Origin of the sequence: Xylophilus sp. GW821-FHT01B05, from assembly GCA_038961845.1 — a bacterium.
Classification (GTDB): domain Bacteria; phylum Pseudomonadota; class Gammaproteobacteria; order Burkholderiales; family Burkholderiaceae_C; genus Xylophilus.
Genome location: CP152408.1, coordinates 3,140,794 through 3,166,570 on the forward strand (window position 1 = coordinate 3,140,794; position 25,777 = coordinate 3,166,570).

General features: G+C 65.5%; 24 protein-coding genes. 8 read left to right on the forward strand and 16 right to left on the reverse strand.

Annotation, left to right across the window (positions count from 1 at the left end):
• Positions 1 to 23: 23 nt before the first annotated feature.
• The 7 genes from AAFF27_14525 to AAFF27_14555 form a co-directional block, all read right to left on the reverse strand.
• Positions 24 to 2,552, reverse strand: a complete 2,529-nt coding sequence (locus AAFF27_14525; protein XAH21243.1) for a TonB-dependent siderophore receptor — start codon at positions 2,550 to 2,552, stop codon at positions 24 to 26.
• Positions 2,553 to 2,668: 116 nt separating this feature from the next.
• The gene (locus AAFF27_14530) at positions 2,669 to 3,682 is read right to left on the reverse strand and encodes a FecR domain-containing protein (GenBank protein XAH21244.1); all 1,014 of its coding nucleotides are present in this window, start codon (positions 3,680 to 3,682) and stop codon (positions 2,669 to 2,671) included.
• A gap of 6 nt (positions 3,683 to 3,688) precedes the next feature.
• On the reverse strand, positions 3,689 to 4,189 hold the full coding sequence (locus tag AAFF27_14535) for a sigma-70 family RNA polymerase sigma factor (GenBank protein ID XAH21245.1): 501 nt from the start codon (positions 4,187 to 4,189) through the stop codon (positions 3,689 to 3,691).
• A 222-nt stretch (positions 4,190 to 4,411) separates the two neighbouring features.
• Complete coding sequence (locus AAFF27_14540; protein XAH21246.1) at positions 4,412 to 5,425, reverse strand: TRAP transporter substrate-binding protein; 1,014 nt, start codon at positions 5,423 to 5,425, stop codon at positions 4,412 to 4,414.
• A 46-nt stretch (positions 5,426 to 5,471) separates the two neighbouring features.
• A complete protein-coding gene (locus tag AAFF27_14545; protein XAH21247.1) occupies positions 5,472 to 6,752 on the reverse strand; it encodes a TRAP transporter large permease subunit in 1,281 nt (426 codons plus the stop codon).
• A 10-nt stretch (positions 6,753 to 6,762) separates the two neighbouring features.
• A complete protein-coding gene (locus AAFF27_14550; GenBank protein XAH21248.1) occupies positions 6,763 to 7,269 on the reverse strand; it encodes a TRAP transporter small permease in 507 nt (168 codons plus the stop codon).
• A complete protein-coding gene (locus tag AAFF27_14555; GenBank protein XAH26244.1) occupies positions 7,266 to 7,799 on the reverse strand; it encodes a gluconokinase in 534 nt (177 codons plus the stop codon). The genes AAFF27_14550 and AAFF27_14555 overlap by 4 nt, the downstream gene beginning before the upstream one ends.
• A gap of 196 nt (positions 7,800 to 7,995) precedes the next feature.
• On the opposite strand from AAFF27_14555, the gene AAFF27_14560 reads away from it, so the two are divergent.
• The gene (locus AAFF27_14560) at positions 7,996 to 9,021 is read left to right on the forward strand and encodes a LacI family DNA-binding transcriptional regulator (GenBank protein ID XAH21249.1); all 1,026 of its coding nucleotides are present in this window, start codon (positions 7,996 to 7,998) and stop codon (positions 9,019 to 9,021) included.
• 322 nt (positions 9,022 to 9,343) lie between these two features.
• On the opposite strand, the gene AAFF27_14565 is transcribed toward AAFF27_14560, so the two are convergent.
• The 5 genes from AAFF27_14565 to AAFF27_14585 all read right to left on the reverse strand — a co-directional run bounded on the left by AAFF27_14565 (position 9,344) and on the right by AAFF27_14585 (position 13,949).
• Positions 9,344 to 10,126: an SDR family oxidoreductase gene (locus AAFF27_14565; GenBank protein XAH21250.1), complete on the reverse strand. Its 783-nt coding sequence runs from the start codon at positions 10,124 to 10,126 to the stop codon at positions 9,344 to 9,346.
• A gap of 16 nt (positions 10,127 to 10,142) precedes the next feature.
• The gene (locus AAFF27_14570) at positions 10,143 to 11,114 is read right to left on the reverse strand and encodes a tripartite tricarboxylate transporter substrate binding protein (GenBank protein ID XAH21251.1); all 972 of its coding nucleotides are present in this window, start codon (positions 11,112 to 11,114) and stop codon (positions 10,143 to 10,145) included.
• Between the two features lie 77 nt (positions 11,115 to 11,191).
• The gene (locus AAFF27_14575) at positions 11,192 to 12,190 is read right to left on the reverse strand and encodes a zinc-binding dehydrogenase (GenBank protein ID XAH21252.1); all 999 of its coding nucleotides are present in this window, start codon (positions 12,188 to 12,190) and stop codon (positions 11,192 to 11,194) included.
• Complete coding sequence (locus AAFF27_14580; protein ID XAH21253.1) at positions 12,187 to 12,726, reverse strand: VOC family protein; 540 nt, start codon at positions 12,724 to 12,726, stop codon at positions 12,187 to 12,189. The genes AAFF27_14575 and AAFF27_14580 overlap by 4 nt, the downstream gene beginning before the upstream one ends.
• A gap of 149 nt (positions 12,727 to 12,875) precedes the next feature.
• Positions 12,876 to 13,949: a substrate-binding domain-containing protein gene (locus AAFF27_14585; protein XAH21254.1), complete on the reverse strand. Its 1,074-nt coding sequence runs from the start codon at positions 13,947 to 13,949 to the stop codon at positions 12,876 to 12,878.
• A 315-nt stretch (positions 13,950 to 14,264) separates the two neighbouring features.
• On the opposite strand from AAFF27_14585, the gene AAFF27_14590 reads away from it, so the two are divergent.
• From AAFF27_14590 to AAFF27_14600, 3 genes are all read left to right on the forward strand, one after another.
• The gene (locus tag AAFF27_14590; protein ID XAH21255.1) at positions 14,265 to 14,708 is read left to right on the forward strand and encodes a nuclear transport factor 2 family protein; all 444 of its coding nucleotides are present in this window, start codon (positions 14,265 to 14,267) and stop codon (positions 14,706 to 14,708) included.
• Positions 14,709 to 14,726: 18 nt separating this feature from the next.
• On the forward strand, positions 14,727 to 15,239 hold the full coding sequence (locus tag AAFF27_14595) for a 2,4'-dihydroxyacetophenone dioxygenase family protein (GenBank protein ID XAH21256.1): 513 nt from the start codon (positions 14,727 to 14,729) through the stop codon (positions 15,237 to 15,239).
• A 261-nt stretch (positions 15,240 to 15,500) separates the two neighbouring features.
• Positions 15,501 to 16,496 (forward strand): aldo/keto reductase, encoded by a 996-nt coding sequence (locus AAFF27_14600; GenBank protein ID XAH21257.1) that lies wholly within the window; start codon positions 15,501 to 15,503, stop codon positions 16,494 to 16,496.
• Positions 16,497 to 16,753: 257 nt separating this feature from the next.
• On the opposite strand, the gene eda is transcribed toward AAFF27_14600, so the two are convergent.
• From eda to AAFF27_14615, 3 genes are all read right to left on the reverse strand, one after another.
• Complete coding sequence (gene eda / locus AAFF27_14605) at positions 16,754 to 17,407, reverse strand: bifunctional 4-hydroxy-2-oxoglutarate aldolase/2-dehydro-3-deoxy-phosphogluconate aldolase (protein ID XAH21258.1); 654 nt, start codon at positions 17,405 to 17,407, stop codon at positions 16,754 to 16,756.
• Positions 17,398 to 19,242, reverse strand: coding sequence for a phosphogluconate dehydratase (gene edd, locus AAFF27_14610; protein ID XAH21259.1), 1,845 nt, complete (start codon positions 19,240 to 19,242; stop codon positions 17,398 to 17,400). The genes eda and edd overlap by 10 nt, the downstream gene beginning before the upstream one ends.
• Positions 19,243 to 19,445: 203 nt before the next feature.
• Positions 19,446 to 20,426, reverse strand: a complete 981-nt coding sequence (locus AAFF27_14615; protein ID XAH21260.1) for a tripartite tricarboxylate transporter substrate binding protein — start codon at positions 20,424 to 20,426, stop codon at positions 19,446 to 19,448.
• 183 nt (positions 20,427 to 20,609) lie between these two features.
• On the opposite strand from AAFF27_14615, the gene AAFF27_14620 reads away from it, so the two are divergent.
• From AAFF27_14620 to AAFF27_14635, 4 genes are all read left to right on the forward strand, one after another.
• Positions 20,610 to 21,473 (forward strand): CoA ester lyase, encoded by an 864-nt coding sequence (locus AAFF27_14620; protein ID XAH21261.1) that lies wholly within the window; start codon positions 20,610 to 20,612, stop codon positions 21,471 to 21,473.
• 188 nt (positions 21,474 to 21,661) lie between these two features.
• Positions 21,662 to 22,831, forward strand: a complete 1,170-nt coding sequence (locus tag AAFF27_14625) for a CoA transferase (protein ID XAH21262.1) — start codon at positions 21,662 to 21,664, stop codon at positions 22,829 to 22,831.
• Positions 22,832 to 22,850: 19 nt separating this feature from the next.
• Positions 22,851 to 23,984 carry an NAD(P)/FAD-dependent oxidoreductase gene (locus AAFF27_14630; protein XAH21263.1) on the forward strand — a complete coding sequence of 378 codons (1,134 nt, stop codon included), beginning with the start codon at positions 22,851 to 22,853 and terminating at the stop codon, positions 23,982 to 23,984.
• Positions 23,981 to 24,844: an amidohydrolase family protein gene (locus AAFF27_14635; protein ID XAH21264.1), complete on the forward strand. Its 864-nt coding sequence runs from the start codon at positions 23,981 to 23,983 to the stop codon at positions 24,842 to 24,844. The genes AAFF27_14630 and AAFF27_14635 overlap by 4 nt, the downstream gene beginning before the upstream one ends.
• On the opposite strand, the gene AAFF27_14640 is transcribed toward AAFF27_14635, so the two are convergent.
• On the reverse strand, positions 24,832 to 25,740 hold the full coding sequence (locus AAFF27_14640; GenBank protein ID XAH21265.1) for a LysR family transcriptional regulator: 909 nt from the start codon (positions 25,738 to 25,740) through the stop codon (positions 24,832 to 24,834). The genes AAFF27_14635 and AAFF27_14640 overlap by 13 nt on opposite strands.
• Positions 25,741 to 25,777 lie beyond the last annotated feature (37 nt).

The following is a 25,777-nucleotide window of genomic DNA, read 5'->3' on the forward strand; positions in this document are numbered from 1 at the left end:
TTAAGACAGCCAATCCCCCCGCGTCAGAACTTGTGCTTCAAGGTCAGCATCACGTTGCGCGGGTCGCCGTAGTAGTTGCTGTAGGTCGTGCTGTTGTACGACGAGATGTAGTAGCGCTTGTCGAAGAGGTTGTTGACGTTGACGGCCACAGAGGTCGCGGGCGTCAGTTGGTAGGCGACGCGCGCGCCCCACACCGCAACGCCCGGCACCTCGAAGCTGCGGTCGAAGGCCAGGGTGTTGCTCTGCATATTGACGCCACCACCGACGCTCAGGCGGTTCCAGTCCCCCGGCAGCTTGTAGTCGCCCCACACGCGCACCAGGTGCTTGGGCGTCCAGGTGCTGAAGACCTGGCCTTGCAACTGCGCGTCTTCCAGGTACTTGGTGGTGTTGAAGGTATAGCCCGCCATGAGTTGCAGGCCACGCAGCACCTCGCCGCTGACTTCTGCCTCAAAGCCCTGGCTGCGCACCTTGCCCGACGCAACCGAGCAGTACCAACCGTTGCAGTTCAAGGGGGATGCGGTGTCGTTCACGGCGCGGTTCTTGTTGTCGTAGCGGAACAGCGCCAGCGACGTATTGACACGCCCGTCCATCAGCTCGCCCTTCACGCCCACTTCGTAGTTGCTGCCCTGGATCGCCGGCAGCACCGAGCCTGCTGCCGTGCGCGCGGACTGCGGCTCGAACACGTCGGAATAGCTCGCATAGGCCGACCACTGTTTGTTCAGCGCGTACACTAGGCCAACATAGGGCGTGACCTTGCCAGACGCGCTGCTGACAGTCGAGGCGCCGCCTTCGGGGGAGTAAATGTTGTGGTACCAGCTCGCACGTGCGCCCACGATGGCGGTGAGCTGTTCAGTGAGCCCGGCGCGCCAGGTGCCGTAGACGCCCTTCTGCAGCACGTCGTAGCGGCTTGGGACCACGACCCCGCTCGCCGCAATGCTGGCGAAGTCCTGCCGAGGGCGATGGTTGTCGATGGCGAAGATATTCCCGCCCGGCGTCCAGAGCCGGGCATAGGTGTCGTCGGTGGTGTACTTCGAATAGTCGGCACCGATCACAACCTCGTGCTTCATCGAAAACGCCTCGAAACGGCCGCGCACATAGGCGTCCAGCGCACGCTGCTGGCCCTTCAGCTCGCTGGCGAAGTCGCCATAGCGCATACCACTGCCGTCTGCCGCGATGGGTCCGACGATGCGCTGGTGCACTGAGTTGTTCTCTTCATTCATTCCCAGGGCAGAGACCTTCAGCGTCCAGCGGTCGTTGAAGCGGTGTTCAAGGTCTGCATACACGCTCGTCTGGTCGTTGTAGGCGCGGTTCCAGTCGGCACCGGTGTAGGTGGAGCGCGGCAGGGCAAGGTCGCGCCCGTCGCTGTAGCGCGGCATGCCGATGAGGCTCGGCCGCGAGCGGCCATGTTTGTTGCTCACGCCAATGCCGATGGTGGTGTCGGCATTGATGTCGTAATCGAGCGCCCCATACACCGAGCGGGTGCGGCTCCACACGGTGTCGATGAAGGAGTGGCCACGGTCTTCGTCCAGCACCATGCGCCCGCGCAACGTGCCTTCGGCATTGAGCGGCCCGCCCGCATCCAGTTGCACGCCGTAGCGGTCCCAGGAGCCGGCCTTGGTGGTCAGCGTCACGGTTCGCTCGGCCTGCCCGCGCTTGCGCACGAAGTTGACCGCGCCGCCCGGGCTGCCTGCCCCCTGCAGCAAACCAGCCGCCCCGCGCAGCACTTCGACCCGGTCGTAGAACACCAGCGTCTCGCTGCCCCAGTTGCCCAGCGCATAGGTGTTGCGCGGCACCGGCACGCCGTCGTATTGCATGGAGTCCAGCAGGAAGCCGCGCGAGGTCACGGCAATGCCCGCGCCCATGCCCTGCGTGGCGATCAGGCCCGTGGTGTTGCTGATCACGTCCGTGAGGCTGACAAGGTTCTGGTCGTCCATGCGCTGGCGCGTCATCACGCTGACCGACTGCGGGATGTCCTTCAACGCCTGCTCGCCCCGGCCTATCGTCACGGCACGCGGGGTGTAAGAACCCGTACCCTCGGTCGTCGCGCTGCGCTCGGCCTGGGCCGTGACCGTCACCCCGGCCAGCGTTGATGCAGCACCGGCGTCGGCGGGCTTTGTTGTCGACGGGAGCACGCCGAGCGCATACCCACCACCGGCCGCACGAACAGCCCCCAGGCCCGTGCCCGAGAGCGCACGTGACAGCGCGTCTTCCACCGAATGCTTGCCGCTGACGCCCTTGCTGCGCACGCCCTCGGTCGTGGCCGATCCAAAGCTGATGAGCACGCCCGCTTCACGGCCAAGGCGGTTGAGCACGCCTTCAAGTGGGCCGGCAGGAATGTCGAAGCTCCTCAGTTCCTGGCTGGCGGTTTGCGCCGCCTGGGCCTGCGCCTGCGACACCTGCGGCACCAGCACGCCGGCCACGATCAGGCTGGCCATCGCCCCGGTGCAGAGCGTGCGCGTGGCCTGCGCGAGCGGGCGCAAGCGCACTTGGGCGAGAGCGTGCGAGGTAGATGAGTGCGGTGCGCAAGCGCGCAAGCCGGTGTGCTGAAGCATGAAATTGCCTTGGAGGAAATGAACAGTCGGATAAAGGAAATGGCCCGGACATCTGTGCCCTTCACTTCCTTGACAGCTATCCCCACCGAATCAGCTCAACTTTTTTTCACCAAGGTTCAAGTCCGCGTGCGGCGTGGCCGCAGCGTCACCCAATAGCGCGTGTACATGTGGACTTCCACCGGCAAGGCAGAGGTCAGCGCAGCCAGCACGCGGTCGGTGTCCTGCAACGGATAGGCACCCGACACCTGCAGGCCGGCAATGGATGGATCGCAGCCCAGCCGCCCCTGGCGATGGCGCCCGAGTTCAACCAGAAAGTCGTCAAGCCGCATATGCGAGACGACCAGCATGCCCTCAGCCCAGGCCCCCGCGTTGCCGTCGAGCGCGGGCGCGGCATCTGCATGCAGGCGCGTGAGCAGGCCCGCCTCGCCAGCGTGCAGAACGCGCAATTCAGAGGGCGCGTCGACGGGCCGCAGCTCGACCGCCCCCTGCAGCACGCCAACGTCGACACTGGCATCGTCGCGCTGGCGCACGATGAAGCGCGTGCCAATGGCGCGCACGGAACCGGCTTCGGTTTCGACAAAGAACGGCCGGCGCAGCGCGTCTTGCGCGGTCTGCACCAGGATCTCGCCGCGCACCAGCTCCAGCACACGGCGCTCGGCACTGAAGCGGATGTTGATCGCGCTCCCGGAATTGAGCGTGACGCGCCCGCCATCGGGCAGCGCGAGGGATGGCCGCTGGCCGGCCGCCGAGGCCACGTCGGCGGCCCAGCAGCGCCACTGCGTGGACTGTCGCACCACCATGGCGGCACCGCCACCGACGACCAGCATGCTCAACAGTTGCACGCTGCGGCGCCGGTGCATGGACCGGGGCGCGGCGCTCAAGGCGGCTTTGGCCAGCGGCGAAGGGATCTCTGCCAGCCGGCCGCCGACGGCCTCAATACGCTGCCATGCGGCCTCATGCGCAGGATCGGCCGCGCGCCAGCGCTCCCAGAGCGCACGCCGTGCGGCGCCAAGCTCGCCCGAGCGCAGCTCAACCCACCATTGCACGGCCTGCTGCGCAATCGCCGGCGCCACCTTGGCGGCATCGCCGAATGAGCCGGCTCCAGGCGTATCGCTTCGGGAAAACTCCACGCGCGGCTACTCCGGGAAGAAGCAGCGCATCGCCGCCTTGGTCAGGTGGCGCTTGACCGTCGACAGTGATATGCCCAGTTCTGCGGCGATCTCCGCCTGCCCAAGGCCTTCGAGCTGCGCGAGCAGAAAGGCCTGCTTGGCCTGCGCCGCAAGCCCGTCGAGCCGGCGATCGATCTCGACCAAGGTCTCCAGCACCATGAGCCGCGCCTCAGGCGATGGCGCGACCGACTCGGGCAACAGCGCCAGCGCATCGAGATAGGCCTGCTCGATGGCGCGCCGGCGCACGTGGTTGATTAACAGATTGCGCGCGATGGTGGTGAGATAGGCACGCGGCTCGTTGATGCGATCAATCCCCGGCGCGCGCAGGACGCGCAAAAAGGTGTCCTGCGCCAGGTCCGCCGCATCAAAGGCATTGCCCAGCTTCTTGCGCAGCCAGCCCTGCAACCAACCGTGGTGGTCGGTATAGAGGGCATGGACTTGCTGAAAGGCGGGATCGGCGGTGGACATGGCTGGCAGTGCACGACCAGCTGCGGCCGTCCATTGAACAAGAACAATTCTCATTCTATGACAGCCCTTCTCACGGCTAGCGCATAGGCATCAACCTGCAGGCTGCTCGCCGCAACTTTGCTCTATTTTTTATAGCTATTACCCCAGGTGGGACCTGGGCTAGAGGCACTTTTCTTATAAAAATGGCGAAAGGCGGATGCGCGTACCCGCCCTCCCCGGTCCTTACTTGGCCGTGCCGCGCGCCTGCGCCACCGCCCCTTGCACCGCGTCCCAGGTGCCCTGCCCCACGCTCTTGGCGATGCCGGCGTTGACGGCCACCAGCTTGTCGCGCATGCGGTTGGCTTCTGCTGCGGGCAGCTCGTTGATCTGCATGCCCTTGTCCTTCAGCTCGGCCAGGGCCTTGGTGGCTTCTTCGCGCGTGTCCTTGCGCTCGAAATCACGGCTCTTCACGGCGGCGTCTTGCAGCACCTTCTTCTCGGCCGGGCTCAGCGTGTCCCACCACTTCTTGCTGACGGTGACGATCCAGGGGCTGTAGACGTGGTTGGTGACGGTCAGGTACTTCTGCACTTCATAGAACTTGCTGGAGACGACCGTGTTGAACGGGTTCTCTTGCCCATCCACGGCGCGGGTTTCCAGCGCGGTGAACAGCTCTGAGAACGGCAGCGGCACGGCGTTGGCGCCCAGGGTCTTGAAGCTGTCGAGGAACACGTTGTTCTGCATCACGCGCAGCTTGATGTCGCTCAGGTCTTCCAGCTTTTGCACCGGGCGCTTGCTGTTGGTGAGGTTGCGGAAACCGTTCTCCCAGTACACCAGGCCGACCATGCCCTTGGGCTCCAGCAGGCTCTTGACCTTTTCGCCCACCGGGCCGTCAAGCACGGTGTCAGCTTCCTTGGTGTTGCTGAACAGGAAGGGCGTGTCCCAAATGGCCATCTCGGGCGTGATGCCGACCAGGGTGGCGGTGGAGCCGACCATCATCTCTTGCGCGCCGCCGATCAGCGCCTGCTGCATCTGCGTGTCGGAGCCGAGCGAGGCATTGCCGATGCCGCGGATCTTCATCTTGCCGCCGGTGGCCTTCTCGACCTCTTGCGCAAAGTAGCGCACGGCGCGGCCCTGGTTGGATTGGTCCACCAGGCCGTAGCCAAAGCGCACCAGGCGCGGCTTGAAGTCTTGTGCCTGCACGGCACCGGCGGTGGCAAGGGCGGCCACGAGGCCGGCAAGAACGAACTTGATGCGCATGAGAGTCTCCTGAAAATGAAGTTTTTAGAGAAGGCAAGAAGAAGGCTCAGTGCAACCAGCGCAGCGGCGCCGTGATGAGCCAGGGGAACACGACGAACAGCACCAGCAGCGCCACATAGACCGCGAGGAAGGGGTTGGTGCCCTTGATGACCGTCTCCATGCGCAGCCGCCCGACGCCCGCGACCACGTTCTGCACCGTACCCACCGGCGGCGTGATCAGCCCGATGCAGCCGACAAAGATGAACATGAAGCCGAAGTACACCGGATCGATGCCGGCCTTGATGGCCAGCGGCGCGCACACCGGGCCAAAGATCAGGATGGTGGGCGTCAGGTCCATGGCCGTGCCCACCACCAGCAAAAACACCATCATCAGCGCCATGAACACCATGGGGTTGCCCATCACGCCGGCGAAGCTGTCGGCCAGCATGTTGGGCAGGTCGGCCAGGGTGATCATGTAGGCGGTGACCGTGGCCGCGCCGCACAGGAACATCACCACGGCGGTGGTCTTGCCTGCGGCCAGGAACACCTGGTAGACGCCCTTCCAGCTCAGCTCGCGGTAGACGAACATCGAGACGAACAGCGCGTACACCGCAGCCACCACGGCGGCTTCGGTCGGCGTGAAGATGCCGCCCTTCAGGCCGCCCAGGATGATGACCGGCATCATCATGGCCCAGAAGCTGCGCCCCAATGCACGCAGGCGCTGCGGCCAGGCCACACGCTCCATAGACGCCAGGCTGTGGCTGCGTGCAATGCGCCACCAGGCAAAGATCAAAAACAGGCCCATCATCAGCCCCGGAAACACCCCCGCCAGGAACAGCTTGCTGATCGAGGTATTGGTGGTCACGCCGTAGATCACAAAGGGCATGGACGGCGGGATGATCGGCGCGATGATGCCGCCCGAGGCCAGCAGCCCCGCGCTGTAGCTTGCCGGGTAGCCCTGCTGCCGCATCATGGGCAGCAGGATGGTGGCCAGCGCCGCAGTATCGGCAATGGCCGAGCCGCTCATCGACGCCAGCAGCACCGCCGCGCCAATCGCCACATAGCCCAGGCCGCCCTGGATATGGCCGACAAAGGCGCGCGCCAGGTCGATGATGCGGCGGCTCAAGCCGCCTGCATTCATCAGCTCGCCGGCCAGGATGAAGAAGGGCACGGCCAGCAGCGGGAAATTGTCAAAGCCGGCCTGCAGGTTCTGCGCCAGCAACTGCGAGTCGAAAAAGTCCAGGTGCCACATCAGCGCAACACCGGTAAGCACCAGCGAGTGGGCAATCGGCATGCCGATCACCATGCCGCCGATCAGCACGAACAGAAAAATAGCGGTAACGACCACGGTGCGCCCCTTATTCCACGGCCGAATCGGACGAGTGCTCGTGCTCGTGGCCGCGCAGCAGGTCGCGCGCCACCACCACCAGCATGCCAACGGCCAGCACCAGCGTGGCCACGGCGCCCAGCGCCAGCGGGTAGCCCAGCACCGTGCTGAAGCTGTTCATGCCGGCCTTCACCTGCTCCCATGAGCCCACCAGCAGCAGCACCATGCACACCGCAATCAGCAACTGGCTGACCCAGAACAGCGCCTTGCGCGCCGGGCCCTTCAGGCGCGAGGTCACCATGTCGAAGCCCAGGTGCTTGCCCTCGAAAGCCGCCACGATGGCGCCAATGGCCACCAGCCAGACAAACAGCAGGCGCGAGATCTCTTCGTAAGACACGATGCTGGTGTCAAACACGTAGCGCAGCACCACGTTGACGAACACGGCAATCACCATGCCGGCGAGCGCCACCACCATGGTGATTTCTGCGGCGCGCTGCAGTTTGCCGGGCGGGGTTGCGGGTGTCTCGGGCTGGCTCATGCAGCACCTCCTGGGATAGCAGTGGTAAATGAAGCGGCAAATGACGCGGATCGCGCGTCGCGCTGCCAGGCCACGACCTGGGCCGCCAAGCTGGCAATGGGCGCGGTGGCATCCAGCGTCAGCACGCCGGGCTCGCCCTCGGGCGACTCCAGCGTGGCGAACTGGTCTGCCACCAGCGCAGGCGAAAAGAAATGGCCGGGCCGCGTGCTGACGCGGGCCAGCGCGGCCTCGTAGTCCAGCTGCAAAAAGGCAAAGCCCAGTTGCGGCTGTGCCTGGCGCAAGCGGTCGCGGTAGCGCCGCCGCAGCGCCGAACAGGTCAGCACCACGCCGCCGTCTGCCGGCGTGCTGGCCAACAGGGCTGCAAGCCGGTCGAGCCAACCGCTGCGGTCGGCATCGGTCAGCGGCACGCCGGCGCGCATCTTGGCCACGCTCTCGGGTGCGTGGTAGCTGTCGCCCTCGTACAAGGTCCAGCCCAGGGCCTGGGCGCAGGCTTCGCCCACACTGGATTTGCCGCAGCCAGAAACGCCCATGACGACGATGGCCGGTCCGGGCCGCGATGGGCTAGCGCTATCCAATAAGGTCACAGCAAAGATCGAAGAAGTTGTCGGGATGCCGCGCCCTCTCCGCAGGATGAGCGCGCACAAAAAGAATCCGCCTGCGGAAAACCCTGCAGCCGGACAGCGCTATCCTAAAAGACAATCAAGCCTGATCCATAAGGACTAACCCTTGACCGAAGCGCCCCGCCGGCGCCGCAACAGCGGCCGCATCACCCTTGACGACGTTGCCCGCGCGGCAGAGGTCAGCCCGATCACCGTATCCCGCGCGCTGCGGCAAGAGCGCAGCGTGGACCCGGCCCTGGTCGAACGCGTGCGCGCCGCCGCCGACCGCCTGGGCTACGTACCCGACCCGGCCGCGCGCGCCCTCGCCTCGCAGCGCAGCACCCAGGTGCTGGTGCTGGTGCCCATGCTCTCCAACACGCTGTTCGTCGACCTGCTGGAAGCCGTGCACCGCGTGCTGTTCCCGGCCGGCTTCCAGCCGCTGATTGGCGTCACCCATTACGACACGGCAGAAGAAGAACTGCTGCTGCGCACCTACCTGCCGCACCGCCCGGCCGGCCTGCTGGTGACCGGCTTTGACCGCAGCGAAACCGCGCGCCAGCTCATCACCCGCAGCGCCGTGCCCTGTGTGCATTTGATGGAAACCAGCGACGCCCCCGGCGTGCACTGCGTGGGCTTCTCGCAGATCGATGCCGGCGCCGCCATCACCCAGCACCTGCTGGACCGCGGCCGGCGCCGCATCGCCTTCTGCGCCGCGCAGCTGGACCCGCGCACGCTGCAGCGCGCCGAAGGCTACCGCCGCTGCCTGCGCACCGCCGGCCTGTACGACCCGCGGCTGGAGCTGCTGAGCCCCGAGCGCTCATCCATGGCACTGGGCGCACGCCAATTCGAAGAACTGCTGCAACGCCAGCCCGAGGTAGACGCCATCTTCTTCTGCAACGACGACATCGCCCAAGGCGGCCTGCTCGCCGCCAACCGGCTTGGCGTGGCAGTGCCCGGCCGCATCGCCGTGGCCGGCTTCAACGACCTGGCCGGCAGCGACCAGATGGTGCCGCCGCTGACCACCGTGCGCACCCCGCGCGGCGAGGTCGGGCAAGCGGGCGCGGCCATGCTGCTGGAGTTGATGCGCGGCGGTGGGGCGGAGGGGCGGTGCGTCCGGTTGGACTATGCGCTGGTGGTGCGGGAGAGTACGTAGCGGGGTGCTTGTCGTCGGGACGGTATGGCGTCGATGTCTTGATGGGCGACAACGCCAATGCGTTGGAGACGGCGGAGGGATTCGGCCAGAAGAAGCTCTTCGTCTCAGCTCTCCGAGTGGCGGCTCAAGGCTGATCTGAGACGTCATGGATCATGTCCGCTTCAAGCGGAATTCCCTGACATTGGCATGTTGTCCTGTTAAGTGTCTGCGGTACTTCTTTAGTCAATACAAAAACGCGTGGCTCATGCGTGAAATTGACTTCTGCAGGGGGATGCCTTCAGGGCCGACCACATCGGAATAGCGTGCTTCTAGATAGTGGAAATTACCGGAGCAGCTTCCAACCGCCATCCACGACGAACTCCCCCCCAGTGATATAGCCCGCTTCATCAGACGCCAGAAATGCGATCAGGTTCGCCACGTCCTGGGGAGTACCTGCTGCACCGAGTGGAATACGCTGTGCCGAGGCTTGAGCTTGGCTGCTGCCGGTGTTTTCGGCGCGCTGCGCACGCTGAGCAACAATGCTGTCCAGCATTGCCGTGTCCGTGCGGCCGGGGTGTACCGAGTTGCAACGAATACGGTTGCCGCCTTGGCTGCCAAACAGCGCAACGGACTTGGTCAATTGCGTGACGCCGCCCTTGCTGGCTCCGTACGCAACACTTTGCGTAGTGGGATAGTAGGCCCCGACCGACGAGAGGTTGACAATCACACCGATTCCCCGCCGCTTCATTGCCTTCATCGCTTCGCGGCAGCCCAGGAAGGTCCCGTCAAGATTGACCGCCATGACCCTGCGCCACTCCTCGAGCGTGGTGTGCTCCAGGGCACCCGATACCACATCGCCAACAATACCGGCCGCATTGACCAACACGTCGAGCTTTCCATATCGCCCGACAATGTCCGCCACCGTGGAGGCCCATTCCTCTTCGGACGTCACATCCAGCGCCAGAAAATCCAGGGGCACACCAGTCTCCGCGGGGAGGGTCGGAGGCTCTCGCAGGTCTGCGACGATGACTGTGGCCCCGCGCTCAGCCAAAAGGCGGGCCGTCGCCGCGCCGATGCCACCCGTGCCGCCCGTGATCAGTGCTACGCAATTGTCGAACGATCCCATCGTTTTCTCCTCCAACCTAGTCGAACTTCATCCCGGCATCGACAGCGATCTTGCGCCATGCCTGGATGTCCTTGGCGTTGTCGGCATTGCGCTGCTCACCGGGAATAAACTCTGCCGTGATGCCCCAGTCCAGCAGTTTCGCGGCCACGGCTGGATCGGTGATCGTTTGCTTGACCGCATTGGCAAGCTTGTCGAGGATCGGTTTTGGCAGGTTCGGCGGTGCGAACATGGCCCAACCCGTCCATTGGTCAAAGTCGACGCCTTGCTCCTTGTAGGTGCCGACGTCCGGGAAAGCGGCTGTGGGCCGGGAGCACAGCGCAACGGGATGGATCTTTCCGCTACGGACTGCCGCTGTGCCGGTGGCCATATCGAGCCAGGCCGCCTTGATTTCACCACCCAACATGGCTGTCATGACCGGTGCTGACCCCTTGTAAGGCACGTGGCTCAGCTTGACGCCCGTCTTTTGGCTCAGAACCTCCGCGCAAAAGTGCCCGGTCGAGCCCAGACCCCAACTCCCATACTGCAATGGTTCCGGACTCTTGCGAGCGTAGTCCAGGAACTCTTTCAGATTTTTCACCGGAACATCGTTTCTCACCAGCAGCACGATGGGTGAAGTTCCGATTCCTGCGATGGTGGTCAAGTCCTTGACGGGGTCGTAAGGAAGCTTTGGATATACGGTTGGGGACAGCGTCGTGGACGTCATGGTGCCCAGGCCGATCGTGTACCCGTCTGGATGCGCCTTGGACAGCTGCGAGATGGCGATCGTCCCCGATGCGCCCGCATTGTTCTCGACAATCACCGGCTGGCCCAGGCGTTTGGACAGACCGTCTCCAATCAGCCGGCCGACCATGTCACCCCCCCCACCCGGCGAAGAGGGAAGCATGAATTTGATGGGCTTATTAGGATAGTCAGCGCCTGGCTGTGCATGTGTGGCGGCCCCGCCCACCACCAGCGCCGCGACCAGTCCGAGTTTTGCGAATGCAGTCATGTAGTGTCTCCTGAAAGTTCTATAGGTGAGGCGAGCAGCCCACCGGATGGACGCCGCGCGGTGCTCGGCATGGCAGCTCATGGCTGGAGCAGGACAATCTTTCCAAAGTGCCCGTTGGCTTTCATGAGGGCAAAAGCTTCGCACGCGCGTTCGATCGGCAGCGTCGCATCGATGGGAACCCCGAGTTGCCCGGCCTCCAGCGCCGGCCAGAAGTCGTCCTGTACCTGCCGCTGGATCGCCAGGACCTCGTCGGCCGTCCTGGTGCGGAACGTGGTCCCCAGGTACTGGATCTGCCGCATCGAGTGCAAGTCGAAGTCGAACGTGCCTGATTCGCCAGCCATCCGCCCCACATTGACGATGCGGCCGCCCAGCTTCACGGCGCGCATGCTGTCGTTGATCAGCGGGCCGGCCAGGAAGTCGATCAGCAGGTCGACACCGCGGCCATCCGTATGCCGGAGCACCTGTTCGGCCCAATTGGCGTCATTGCTGTCGATGGTCACATCCGCCCCAAACTCACCGAGCTTTGCCCGTCGATCAGCCTTGGTCGAGGTACCGATCACCAGGCCCGCGCCAAGCAGCTTCGCGACCTGCAGGCTCATCAGGCCAACTGCTGACGATGCACCCAAAACCAGCACGGACTCCCCCCTGCGGAGCCTGCCTGTCGTCGCAATCGAGACATGCGTCGTGCGCAGCGATACCGGCAGGCATGCGGCAGCCGCGTAGCCGATGTCGCGTTGCGGGAAGGAAAAGGTCCGTCGCCAGTCTGCGACTGCATATTCGGAGAGCCCACCGATCCCGGAGCACATGACCCGATCCCCCACCTTGAAGGCGGGTACCTCTGCGCCGATCGCGACCACGTCGCCGGACCACTCCAACCCCAGTTGCGTGCCCGTGCCGCCATGGCCGCCGTGCGCCCTGCCCTGGACCAGAAACAGGTCAGCGCGATTCAGCGAACTGGCGCGAACCTTGACGAGCAGTTCAGTGCGACCAGGCCGGGGAACGGGCAGCTCCTGGATATCGATGCCTTGCGGCGTCAGCACCGCCCCTTTCATGCGCTCAGGGATCAGCGGCATCATTTCGGCGTCCCAACTCGGCGGATCGGATCCTTGCCATCCCAGTTCTGGGCTGCGCGCCTGACCTCCGCAAAGTATTCCGCCTTTCCGCCGCTCGAGTCGGATATCTCGAACATGCCGCTGGGGAGGTCTGGGTGGATAAAGTAGGCGTAGGGCCCGCGGTTGGCGCCCATGCGTCCGCTGTGCCCCTCCACGTATCCCTGCTCCAGCAGGTGCTGGCAGATCTCCTCGAAGCGGTCGGGCGTCCAGTAGGCGACGTGTTGCGCGCCTTCACCATGCTTCCTCAGCGAATCGAGGTACAGCGAAGGTGCATCATCGTGCTGCTCGATCAGCTCGATCTGCAAGTCGCCCGAATTCGCGAGGGCAATGGAGAGCTTGGGAATCCGAGACTCCTTGCCGTAGTAGCGGAACTCGGTCGAGCCGACATCCTCCTTGTAGAACCAGGGCCCGACACCAAGATCGATCCAGTGCTGCATCGCCTTCTCGATATCCTTGACCACATAGCCGATCTGGCGCACCCCGCCAAACATTGAACTCATGATGAAACCCTTTCTGTAGACCTGCTACCAATGAAACGCATGCGAGCCTGGTGCCCCGCCTCGACTGCGACACGTCGATTTCAGAGACGACGGCGCCCCAGCCGGGGGCGCGAAGACACCCCGGCTCACCCAGCCCAGAGAAGCCGGCGCTAGCTTTTTTGACTTGCCTGCTGCAGCGGATTCGGCTGCGCATTCATCGCCCGGTCCTTGAATGGACGCGTGGCCGAACACGATTCACGCAGCACCATCTGGGTCGTCAGCACGATGCGCTCAGGCTCCGGCTGGCGATCACGGTCAAGCCGCTTCAACAGCAGCTGCGCTAGCGCGGTCCCCAAGGCTTCGAAGTCCCAGGTCAGCGATGTGATCGCGGGGGTGAAGAGTTGAGAGAGATCGGTGTCGCCGATGCTGATCACACTGGCATCGTCCGGAACCGAATGGCCGGAGTGCTTCAATGCTTGCAGAACGCCCGAGAGGATGCGCGTCCCCAGGCACATGAAGGCGGTGGGCGCCTGCGACGCCGACAACAAGCCCAGGGCCTCGCTGAACGCATATTCCATCGCGGAGTTTTCAACCCGGATCAGCTTTGGATTGGGCTCCAGCCCACGTTCGCGGAACGCGTCCTGAAAGCCGGCAATACGATCCCGCCCCGGCCGCAGCACGCTGCCAGGCGTCATCAATGCAATGTTGGTATGACCGAGGTTCAGCAGATGGCGCGTGGCCTGCAGAGCACCGTGAAAATGATCCACATGCGCCCCGACGCCGGAAGGCAGGAAGTCGCGATCCAAGGCCACTACGGGCAGTTCAGCGCCGACGCGCTCCAGGAATTCCGGCGACTCGCTCTCGCAAGGCCCGAGAATGAGGCCATCAACCCGGCGGCGCCTGAAGGTGTCGATGAGGCTCTTCTCGCGCTTGTGCTCATTGTGCGTATTGGCAAGAAGCAGCGTGTAGCCGGCAGCCTGCATGCTCGCCTCCACCGAAGTAATGATCCGTGCATACAGCGGATTGGCGAAGTCCGATACCAGCATCCCGACGACACCCGTCGAGCGGGTGCGCATGCTCTGAGCCACGGCGTCGGGTTCGTAGCCTAGTTGGCGGGCCGCCTTCGTGACCGCTGCGATGGTTTCTTCGCTCACGCGGCCCGTGCGATTCATGGCGCGGGACGCCGTACCTATGGATACCCCCGCGGCCTTCGCGACGTCGCGGATGGTGGGGCGTTGCTTCATGGTTCTACCTCTGCTTTCTATATGGGAGAAATGTAGAGATTTTGAGGAAACGTTTCCACTTAGGAAAAATACCTAGCTACCCACCCAGCTAGCAACTGGTCGATGCATGAATGCTCCGGCAGAACAGCGGCCAGCATCCCTGCCTCAGAGGAAATGGGCCTTCTGCGAGCCATTGCACCTGGTTCGCCACTCTCCGGCCTGCACGCCCCCGATCGAATCAGCACCGTCCACACTCCCGGGCAAACCCTTATTTGCGACATCGATCATGCCAACCAGAATTGCGAAAACGTTTCCACAACTACCAAGGAACTTTCCATGAACGATGAAAAGCTCAAGCAAGCGCGACTACAGACGGTTCGCGACCACATGGCACTTGAATGCGCACAGGATTGGGACGGTGTCATCGACACCTTCGAACACCCGCGGTACGAGATGTACGGCAATGGCCAGGTGCACGACGGCGAAGCAGAAGTCCGCCGGTACTTCGACGCCTCGCGAAGGGCTTTCCCGGACCAGGCCAACGAAATCATCTCCCTGGCCGCCGACGACGCCGCCGACACAGTGCTGGTGGAGTTCTATCTGCTCGGCACCCATCTGGGCGAGCTGACGGTCCGGGACAAGACCTACGCCCCGACCGGCCGCCAGTTCAAGGTCCGGATGGCGGCGACCTTCCAGTTCGCGCCCGGCTCGGCCAAGATCATCTGCGAGCGCCCGTATACGTCGCCAGACCTGAAGCTCCAGCAGTTGGGCCTTTTGTAAGCATTTAGGAGACCTCCCATGGCACAGCCTTCCTCCATCACGAAGCAGGACGAGCTTCTGACCCTGAACATTCACGACGCGACATTCATCCCCGGCGCCGCGCCCGGCTATGAAATCATCCCGCTGTTCCTGGATCGAGAGAATGGGACCTGGGTGTTGTATGGCAAGTTCGCACCTGGCACCACCTTGCCGACGCACTTCCACACCGGCACCGTCCACTTCTTCACGACCAAGGGTGAATGGAACTACCAGGAGTACCCGGAGAACCCGCAGACTGCAGGCAGCTATCTCTATGAGCCCGCCGGCTCCATCCACACGTTCTCGGTGCCGGCGACCGCGGCAGGTCCGGCCGAAGGATTCATGGTGGTCCATGGCGCCAACGTGAATTTCGACGGTGAGAAATTCCTCGGAATTCGCGACGCCAGTGCCATCGAGGATGGCATCCTGGACTATGTGCGGGAGCAGAAGCTTCCGATCCCGGCCTACATCTCGCCGCGTGCGGCGGACTTCAAGCATCGGGTATCGAAGTAACGGGGGCATCGGCACCGCAGCCGGCCACGAACGCAGCGACACCACAGCTTCGCGAAGCTTGGGGCGTCAAGCGCATTCGTGGTCATCAGGCCACCCAGGCCTCTCCACCGGCCACAACACGGCAGCGTCATCGCAAAACGTCCAGGGATCGACCGGACCAGGCTCAAAGCCCAAATCCGATAGCCGCGCAGCCTCACATGAGGCCGCGGTGGCTGTCTACGCCAGGATCAACGCGGGCTGCGAACGCACAGGGAATCCACTATGAGCAATCATCTTCCTCAGCGCGAACTCGGTACGAGTGGCCTGCTCGCGAATCCGATGGCGCTGGGCTGCTACTCCATGAGCAATGCCTACGGCACACGCTCCGATGCCGAATCTCGGCAGGTCATCCAGCAAGCGATCGACCAGGGCATCAACATTATTGACACCGCAGACTTCTATGGATGGGGCCACAACGAAGCGTTGGTCGCCTCGGCACTGCAGAGGCGTCGCGGCGACGTAATTCTTTCCTCCAAATTTGGCTACGTCCCGGCCGAGAATGGGACGTTCGGTGTCTGTGGTGATCCGCTCTACGTCCGCAAGGCCTGCGAGGCCTCGCTGAGGCGGTTGAGCACGGATTATCTGGACCTCTATTTCCAGCATCGGCTTGACGCCAGCGTGCCCATTGAGGAAACGGTGGGGGCCATGGCCGAACTGGTGAAGGAAGGCAAGGTGCGCTATCTCGGCCTGTGCGAAGTTTCGGAGAACACACTGCGCCGCGCCTGCGCAGTGCATCCCATAACCGCTGTCCAGGCCGAATATTCGCTGTGGACCCGCGACCTGGAGGCGCGCATGCTCGAGGTCTGCGACGAGCTTGATGTGACGCTCATGGCGTTCTCGCCGCTTGCGCGTGGAATGCTGTCGGGCAAGGTTCGCAGCCTCGATCAATTGGAGCCCCATGACGTGCGCCGGAAGTACCCTCGGTTTTCTCCCGAGAATTTTCCGAAGAACGTAGCCTTAGTAGACCGCCTTGCCGACATCGCACAGACAGCCAATTGCAGCGTGTCGCAGTTGGCCCTTATCTGGCTTTTCAGCAAGAATCCGCGGATGATGGCGATCTGCGGATGCGACACCCTCGGCTTTCTGAAAGAAAACCTGGGCGCTCTTCGCAGTCATCTGGACAACGACACCGTCCAGAAAATCGACCACCTCTTCGCTCCCGGCCAGATTCATGGCGATCGCTACCATGCCTCGATGATGAATATGCTCGACCGCTAGTAGCTTCTACCCAACGCCCACAGATGGGCCAACAGCCGACATCAAAGCCTCGTCTGCGATTGACGGCAATCGCTGCAAATGCGCCGTTGGTTTTGACTTCTGATCGGAGTCGAAAAGAGCTTACCCTCATTTATCGAACCAAAGGGCAGCCCTACGACCTGCGTGTACCCTATCCGCAGCGCCCACCCATTTGCTACACAAATAATAGCCAAAAGCCCAGACCGCACCTGGGCTTCAAGCAATTTTCTCTATAAGTATCATCCCCGCACAGGCCGCACCAGCTGCGACGCCTCCCGCGCCAACTGCGTAATGCGCCCCCAGTCCCCGCTGGCAATCGCATCAGCCGGCGTCAACCAAGACCCCCCCACGCAAGCCACATTCGGCAGCGCCAAAAACTCCGCCGCATTGCCCGCATGAATCCCACCCGTGGGGCAGAAAGTGACATCGCCAAACGGCCCGCTCCAGGCCTTGAGCATGGGCGCGCCGCCGGCTTGCAGGGCAGGGAAGAACTTCAGCTCGGTCAGGCCGTCTTCTTGCGCCACCATGATTTCGCTGCCGGTGGCTACGCCGGCCAGCAAGGGCAGGCCCAGGTCACGGCAGGCCTTGCCTACGGCGCGGGTGTAACCGGGGCTGACGGCAAAGCGGGCGCCGGCCTTGGCTACGGCTTGGGCGTCGGCGGCGGTGCGCACGGTGCCGGCGCCGGCTACGGCTTCGGGCACTTCGCGGGCGATGGCTTCTATGCAGGCCAGGCCTTGCGGCGTGCGCAGGGTGACTTCGAGCATGCGAATGCCGCCAGCCACCAGCGCGCGTGCCAGCGGCACGGCATGGGCCACGTCGTGCAGCACGATCACCGGGATCACCGGCGCGTCGCGCATCACATCGAGTGCGCTCAGTTGCTTGTTCACAGCCATGTGCAGGCTCCTTCTTCCGCCGTCAGGGCGTTGCGGCGCATGCCGGCAAAGAGCTCGCGCCCCATGCCTGCGCCATTGTTGTCTTGTAGTTCCGCCGGCATTTGTGCCAGCGGGCGTGCGTTCCATTCGGCGTCAGCCACCAGCACCTGCAGCGTGCCGGCGTTGGCATCGAGCCGCACCCGGTCGCCGTTCTGCACCTTGGCCAGCGGGCCGCCGGCCAGCGCCTCGGGCGATACGTGGATGGCGGCAGGCACGTTGCCAGAGGCACCGCTCATGCGCCCATCGGTCACCAGCGCCACGCGGTAGCCCTTGCCTTGCAGCACCGCCAGCGGCGGGGTGAGCTTGTGCAGCTCGGGCATGCCGTTGGCCTTGGGGCCTTGCCAGCGCACCACGCAGATGACGCCGTTGGCGTCGCCGGCCTGGCACAGGCGCTCCAGGCTGCCGTCCTGGAAGGCTTTTTGCAGGCCGTCCTGCGAGTCAAACACCGCCGCCGGTGCCTCGATCACATGGCGGTCGTCCGGCACGGCCGAGACCTTGATCACGCTGCGCCCCAGGTTGCCCGACAGCAGCTTGAGCCCGCCGATGGGGCTGAACGGCGCGGTCGCGGGCCGCAGCACGCTGTCGTCCTTCGACGCGCCGGCGTCGTGCCAGCGCAGCGCGCCGCCCTCTTCCAGCGCCGGGATGCGGGTGTATTCGCGGATGCCGCCTTCGCGCACCGTGAGCACGTCTTCGTGCATCAGGCCGGCGTCCAGCAGCTCGCGGATCACATAGCCCGGGCCGCCTGCGGCCTGGAATTGGTTCACGTCGGCGCTGCCATTGGGGTAGACGCGCGACAGCAGCGGCACCACTTCAGACAGCGCGGCAAAGTCATTCCAGTCGATGGTGATGCCGGCCGCGCGCGCCACCGCCACCCAGTGGATCAGATGGTTGGTGGAGCCGCCCGTGGCCAGCAGCGCGACCATGGCGTTGACGATGCAGCGCTCGTCCACCAACTGGCCAATGGGCGCAAAGCGCTTGCCGCGGGTGATGCCCAGCGCGGTGCGCGTGGCCTCGCGCGTGAGCGTCTCGCGTGCCGCATTGCCCGGGTTGACAAAGGCCGTGCCCGGCACGTGCAGGCCCATGGCCTCCAGCAGCATCTGGTTGCTGTTGGCCGTGCCGTAGAAGGTGCAGGTGCCTTGGTCGTGGTAGGCCTTTTGCTCGGCCGCCAGCAGCTCGGGCCGGCCGACCAGGCCTTGGGCTGCCTGCTCGCGCACCTTGGATTTGTCCTTGTTGGACAGGCCGCTGGTCATGGGCCCGGCTGGCACGAACACCGTGGGCAAGTGGCCAAAGTGCAGCGCACCGATCAACAGGCCCGGCACGATCTTGTCGCACACGCCCAGCAGCAGCGCGGCGTCGAACACGTCGTGCGACAGCGAGATGGCGGTAGACATGGCGATGGCGTCGCGGCTGAACAGGCTCAGCTCCATGCCGGGCGTGCCTTGGGTCACGCCGTCGCACATGGCCGGCACGCCGCCCGCCACCTGGGCCGTGGCGCCGCCGCGGCGTGCTTCGTCCTTGACGATGTCCGGGTAGTGCTGGAACGGCGCGTGGGCCGACAGCATGTCGTTGTAGGCCGTGACCACGCCCAGGTTCGGCGCGCGCTCGGCCACCACGCGCAGCTTGTCGTTGGCGGGCATGCCGGCAAAGGCGTGGGCGACATTGGCGCAACCCATGCGCTCGGCACCGGGCGTGCGGCTGGCCATGCGCTCGACCAGCGCCAGGTAGGCAGCGCGCGGCCCTTGGCTGCGTTCGCGGATGCGGTCAGTGACGCCGCGTACGGTGGGGTGAAGTTTCATGCGGGGCTCCGAGGACGGCGAATGGCGGCAGGCTGGCCGGGCGGGGCCTGCCCACCGGCGACTGCGCCTTGTAATCGGACGATCCTACCCCCAGTGCACCGCCTACGAGAGTCCGCAGGTACGAACCGGTTACTAAACGGCTTCGCAATCGAAGCGATAACTGCGTTGCTTCGCCTTGTTCTCACTCCGATTGCAAACCCGTGTCAATCTGCCTTGATATCGGCCTTCTTCGCCACTTCCTTCCAGCGGGACACCTCGCCGGCGACAAAGCTGGCGAACTCGGCCGGCTTCATGGCGGCGGGCTCCGCGCCCTCTTTCAGGAAGAAGGCGCGCATTTCCTCGGACTGGATCTGGCGGTTGATCTCGGCATTGAGCTTGTCGACGATGGGCTGCGGCGTGTTCGCCGGCGCCAGCACGCCCCACCACAGGTCCACCGCGCTGCCCTTGTAGCCCACCTCTTCCAGCGAAGGCAGATCGGGCGCCACCGGCGACCGGCCCGCCGTGGTAACCGCCAGCGCCCGCACCCGGCCACCTCGCACCTGCGGCATGATCGACGGCGCGCTGGCCACCAGCATCTGGATCTGGCCGCCCAGCAAGTCATTGGTGGCCGGGCCCATGCCCTTGTAGGGCACATGCAGGAAGTGGGTGCCTGAGGCGTCGGCAAACAGCTCGGTGGCGAACTGGTTGATGCTGCCGGCGCCAGAGCTGCCGTAGTTCAGCTTGCCGGGCGAGGCCTTGGCGGCGGCGACCAGCTCCTGGATCGTCTTGTACGGCGTGTCTTTGTTGACCGTGACCAGCAGCGGGCCCTTGGCCAGCAGCGCGACCGGCTTGAAGTCTTTCACCGCGTCATAAGTCAGGTTGGTGCGGATCGCCGCGCCGGTGGTGAAGGTAGACGACACCACCACCAGCGTGTAGCCGTCGGCCGGCGCGCGCGCAACCGTGGCATTGGCAATCACCCCGCCGCCTGCGGGCTTGTTGTCCACCACAAAGGGCTGGCCCAGCACATCCTGCAAGCGCTTGCCGATGGCACGGGCGAACACGTCGTTCGAGCCGCCCGCAGCGCTGCCCACCACCAGCGTGACCGGGCGCGTGGGATAGGCCGCGCCCTGCGCGAAAGCGGCGCCGCACAAGGCAAGCAAAGCGCCGGCCATGAGCACAGTGCGGCGAAACGGAATACGGGGCATGTCTTGTCTCCTGTATGTAATAGCAATAGCGGCGCGATCGTACCCAGGCACGCGCGTTTCATTCACGATGTTTCAGCACTCCAAAGACAAGTTTTTCTTGTGCTTTTTCCCGACGGCATGGCCCACACTGAGCGGCCTTCGCGACGCCTGCGCCTTTGCCAAGCCTATGAAATGCCCCTTCCCATGAGAAGCAAACTGTTTGTCCCCGGCTCCCGGCCTGAACTTTTCGCTAAAGCCCTGCAGGGCGAGGCCGATGCCCTGTCCTTCGACCTGGAAGACTCGGTGGTCGAAGCCCGCAAGGCTGAAGCGCGAGATGCGGTTGGCGGCTTCGTCGCTGGCGCCAGCGGCCATGGCAAGACGCTGATCGTGCGCGTCAATGCGCTGGACACGCCGCACTTCGCTGCCGACCTGGCGGCCGTGGTGCGCCCGGGCCTGAACCTGCTGAACCTGCCCAAGCCCGAGACGCCCGAGCAAGTCATAGAAGCGGCCGAGGCATTGCTGCGCGCCGAGCGCGACAACGGCGTTGCCCAACCCGTCGGCCTGCTGCTCAACATCGAAACCCCGCGCGCACTGCGCAATGCCGCAGCCCTGGCCAGCGCCCACCCGCGCGTGGCCGGGCTGCAGATGGGCCTGGGCGACCTGTTCGAGCCGCTGGGCGTGGACCGCCGCGACGCCGCCGTGGTGCACCAGGTGATGTTCGCGGTGCGCATGGCTGCGGGCGAGGCTGGCGTGTTTGCCTACGACGGCGCGTTTGCCAATATCCGCGATGCAGACGGCTACAGCGCCGAGGCCGCCATGGCGCGCCGGCTGGGTTTTATGGGCAAGAGCTGCATCCATCCCAGCCAGATCGCGCTGGCCAATGCCGCCTTCCGCCCGACCGATGCCGAGATTGCCCATGCGCTCAAGGTGCTGGAGGCCGCCGATGCGGCCGACGCTGGCGGCGTGGGCGCCTGGGTGGTGGACGGCCGAATGATCGATGCCCCCTTCCTCGCGCGGGCCCGCGCCATCGCCGCCAGCGCGCGGCGGCTGGGCCTGATTGGTGCCTGAGCCCCATGCTGTTCATTTATTCCCGTTCGCCCTGAGCCCGTCGAAGGAGCCTGTCCTGAGCCTGTCGAAGGGGTGCCAGGTGCGAGCCCAGGCTTCGACAAGCTCAGCCCGAACGGGCGTATTTGTTTAATGAACAGCATTGCACCCAAGCCCCCTCCCCGCTTCCCTGCCCTTCCCTGACTGCCGCCATGACCGTTGATGCTTCTTCCTCCCCTCCCGTGCGCACCGGCCCGCGCGGCCCCCTGACCGGCGTGCGTGTGCTGGACCTCAGCGCCTATATCGCCGGGCCCTATGGCTGCGCGCTGCTAGCCGACCAGGGCGCAGATGTCATCAAGATCGAGCCACCCGCCGGCGACAACCTGCGCAAGTACCCGTCCACGCTGGAGGCCGAAAGCCGCGCCTTCCTGGGCGTCAACCGCAGCAAGCTGGGTGCCGTGCTTGACCTGAAAAAGCCCGAAGACCTGGCCGTGCTGCGCGAGCTGGTGCGCAGTGCCGATGTGCTGGTGCACAACTTCCGCCCCAGCGTGCCCGCGCGCCTGGGCATCGACTACGAGAGCCTGAGCGCCATCAACCAGCGCCTGATCTACTGCGCGGTCACCGGCTACGGCGAGCAAGGCCCGCTGTGCGAGAAAGCCGGCTACGACCAGGTGCTGCAGACCATGACCGGCATGTGCACCATGCAAGCGCCCGCCGGCGCGGCGCCGCAGATCCTCTATGGCTCGGTGGTGGACTACTACGCCGCCTCGATGGTGGCCGCCGGTGTGTCGTCGGCCCTGTACGAGCGCGAGAAAAGCGGGCGCGGCCAGCAAGTGGGCGTGTCGCTGCTGCGCTCGGCGCTGGCGATGCAGTCGGCGCGCCTGGTGTGGGCCGAGGACGAGCCGCGCGAGGTGGGCCGCGACATGCGCTCTGGTGGCATCACCGGCATCCACCCCACCCAAGAGGGCTGGATCTACATATCGGCCAACACGCCGCACTTCTGGCGCGCGCTGTGCGAGAAGACCGGCCTGAACGAACTACTGGCCACCGACCGCTACGACAGCGTGCGCAAGCGCGCCCAGCACCACGCAGAAATCCTGCCCAAGCTGCACGCCGCGCTGGCCGCCCGCAGCGCACTGGACTGGGAGCGCCTGTTTGGCGAAGAGGTGCCCTGCGCCGCGGCCCGCACGGTAGAAGACATGTTTGACTTCCCGCAGGCGCAGGCCGAAGACATGATCGCGCGCTTTGAGCACCCGGTGCTCGGCAGCTACCGCGGCTTCACGCGCGCCATCGCCTTCCAGCGCACGCCCGGGCCCGATCCGTTCGCCGCCCCGACGCTGGGCCAGCACGATGCGAGCGTGCGCGCCGCAGTGCGGGCCTGAACCCACACCGGAACAAGCCATGGACAAGATTGATTGCGCCGTCATCGGCGCCGGCGTGGTCGGCTTGGCCATTGCGCGTGCGCTGGCCGCCGCCGGGCGCGAAGTCGTCATCCTGGAGGCCGAGAACGCCATTGGCACCCAGACCAGCGCGCGCAACTCCGAGGTGATCCATGCCGGCATCTCGTACGCGCCTGGCTCGCTCAAGGGCCGACTGTGCGTGGCGGGCAAGGCCGCCATGTACGCCTACTGCGAAGAGCGCGGCATTGGCCACCAGCGCATCGGCAAGCTGGTGGTCGCCACGCAAGAGTCCGAGCTGCCAGACCTGCAGAAGTACCTGGCGCTGGCCGCCGCCCAGGGCGTGACCGACCTGCAACTGCTCAGCGCCGCCGAGGCCCGTGCGATGGAGCCCGCGGTGGCCTGCGTGGGCGCGCTGTTCTCGCCGTCCACCGGCATTGTCGACAGCCATGGGCTGATGCTGGCCTACCTGGGCGACGCAGAAAACCACGGCGCGGTGCTGGCGCTGCAAAGCCCGGTCACCCACGGCCAGGCCACGGCCGACGGCATCGTGCTGCGCGCCGGCCATGGCAACGACGCCACCGAGCTGCTGTGCACCACCGTGGTCAATGCCGCAGGCCTGGGCGCGCAGCGGGTGGCACGCGCCATCGCCGGCATGCCGGCGGCGCTGGTGCCGCCGCTGTATTACGCGGTGGGGCATTACTTCACGCTGGCACGCAGCTCGCCCTTCAAGCACCTGGTCTACCCCACCAACCGCGAGGGCGACCTGCGTGCCCACGTCACCATGGACCTGGGCGGGCAGTGCAAGTTCGGGCCTGATTTGTCTTGGCGCGAGGGCGTGGACTACCAGTTCGACGCCAGCCGCGAGGCCGCCTTCTACCAGGCGGTGCGCCGCTACTACCCCGACCTGCGCGATGGCGACCTGCAGCCCGGCTACACCGGCATCCGCCCGCGCCTGCAAGGGCCGGGCTCGTCGCTGCAAGACGGCGCCAACGACTTCATCGTCCAGGGCACGGCGCAGCACGGCGTCAAAGGGCTGGTGAACCTGTTCGGCATCGAATCGCCCGGGCTCACCTCGTCGCTGGCGCTGGGCGATTACGTGGCCGCACTGGTCGCACAACAAGGCACTGCCGCATGACCGACACCGCCATCCCCCACACCCAGGGCACGGCCGCACCGAAGCTGGCCGTGCCGGCCAACACCTGCGACGCGCACATCCATATCTACGACCGGCGCTTTCCCAGCATTGGCGACCCGCAGCGCGCACTGGCTCAGGCCACCGCCGCTGATTACCAGCGGCTGCAGGCGCGGCTGGGTACCTCGCGCACCGTGGTGGTCACGCCCACGGTGTATGGCACCGACAACCGGGTGACGCTCGACGCCATTGCCCAACTGGGCGCAGACCGCGCCCGTGGCGTGGCCGTGCTGCACCCGGATGTGGACGACGCCACGCTGCAAGCGCTGGACGCCGGTGGCGTGCGCGGCATCCGCTTTACCTTGTTCGACCCGGCCACCGCCGTCACCCGCTTTGACATGGTCGAGCCGCTGGCGCGCCGCATCGCGCCGCTGGGCTGGCATGTGCAACTGCACTGGCGTGGCGACCAGATCGCCCGGCACGCCGCCCTGCTGCAGCGCCTGCCTTGCCCCATGGTGTTCGACCACATGGCCCGCCTGCCGCACCCGGATGGCCCGGCGCACCCGGCTTTCGAAGTGGTGGCGCGGCTGCTGGACAGCGGGCGCGCCTGGGTGAAGATGTCTGGTCCCTACCTGGACCCGGCGCCCGCAGGCCAGGCCGACAGCCGTGCGGCCGTGGCGGCCGCGCTGCTGCAACGCGCCCCCGAGCGCTTGGTATGGGGCAGCGACTGGCCGCACCCGACCGAAAAACAAAACACGCCCGATGACGCCGCCCTGCTGGACCGCTGGGCCTCTTGGGTGCCGGATGCCGCGGCACGCCAGCGCGTGCTGGTCGACAACTCGGCGCGGCTCTACGGCTTTTGAGCGCCAGCCATCGCTTCTTCGCCATAGCGCCGCCGCACCGCCCCATGGAACGCCTCCAGCACCGCCTGCATCAACCGGCTTTCGGCATCGGCCGGCCGGCACACCAGCGCGATGTGGCGCACCGGCGCGCCGCGGCCCAGCGGCACCTGCAGCATCGGGTAGGCCTGCAGCAATTCGTCGCGCAGCGCCGGCACCACCGACACGCCGAGCCCGGCCGACACCATGGCGGCGATGGCCTCGGTGCCGGGCAGGTCGAAGGCCTCGCGCAGGCGCGGCGCAATCCGCTGCACGTACTGCGCGGCCATCCGCCCGCCGGTGGTGACCGGGTCCATCCGGATCCAGTCGTAGCGGCGCAGCAGCTCGGCCGGCGGCGCCAGGCGCGCCGTGGGCGGCGCGATCATCACAAAGGTTTCGCGCAGCAGCGGGAACCAGCTCAGCCGGCTCGACCCGCCAGACTGCGGCCGCACCAGCACCGCGGCGTCGATGCGGCCGGCCTTTACATCGTCCAGCAGCACGGTCGACGGGCCCTTGGAGATCGCGTATTCCAGCGTCGGCGCGCGCTCGCGCAGCTTCTGCATGGCCGCCGGCAGCAGCGCCACCTGGGCCGACTCCACCGTACCCAGCCGGATGCGCCCGGTGATCGCCACGCCCTGGCGGCTGCGCAGTGCCTCCAGCGTATCGACCGTCTGGGCCAGCGTGCCGGCGATCTCGAGCGCGAAGGGTGTCGGTCGCACCTGCCGGGCCGAGCGGTCGAACAGCGGCTGGCCAAAGTAAGCTTCCAGGTGCTGCATCTGCAGACTCACCGCGCTCGCGGTCAGGTTCACGTCTTTGGCGGCGGCGGCAAACGAGCCGTGCTGCAGCACGGCCACCAGGGTCTGGAGAAATTGAAGTTTCATGGGCGCGTTTTCGGCGCCATTGTCCCCCCGTGCATCG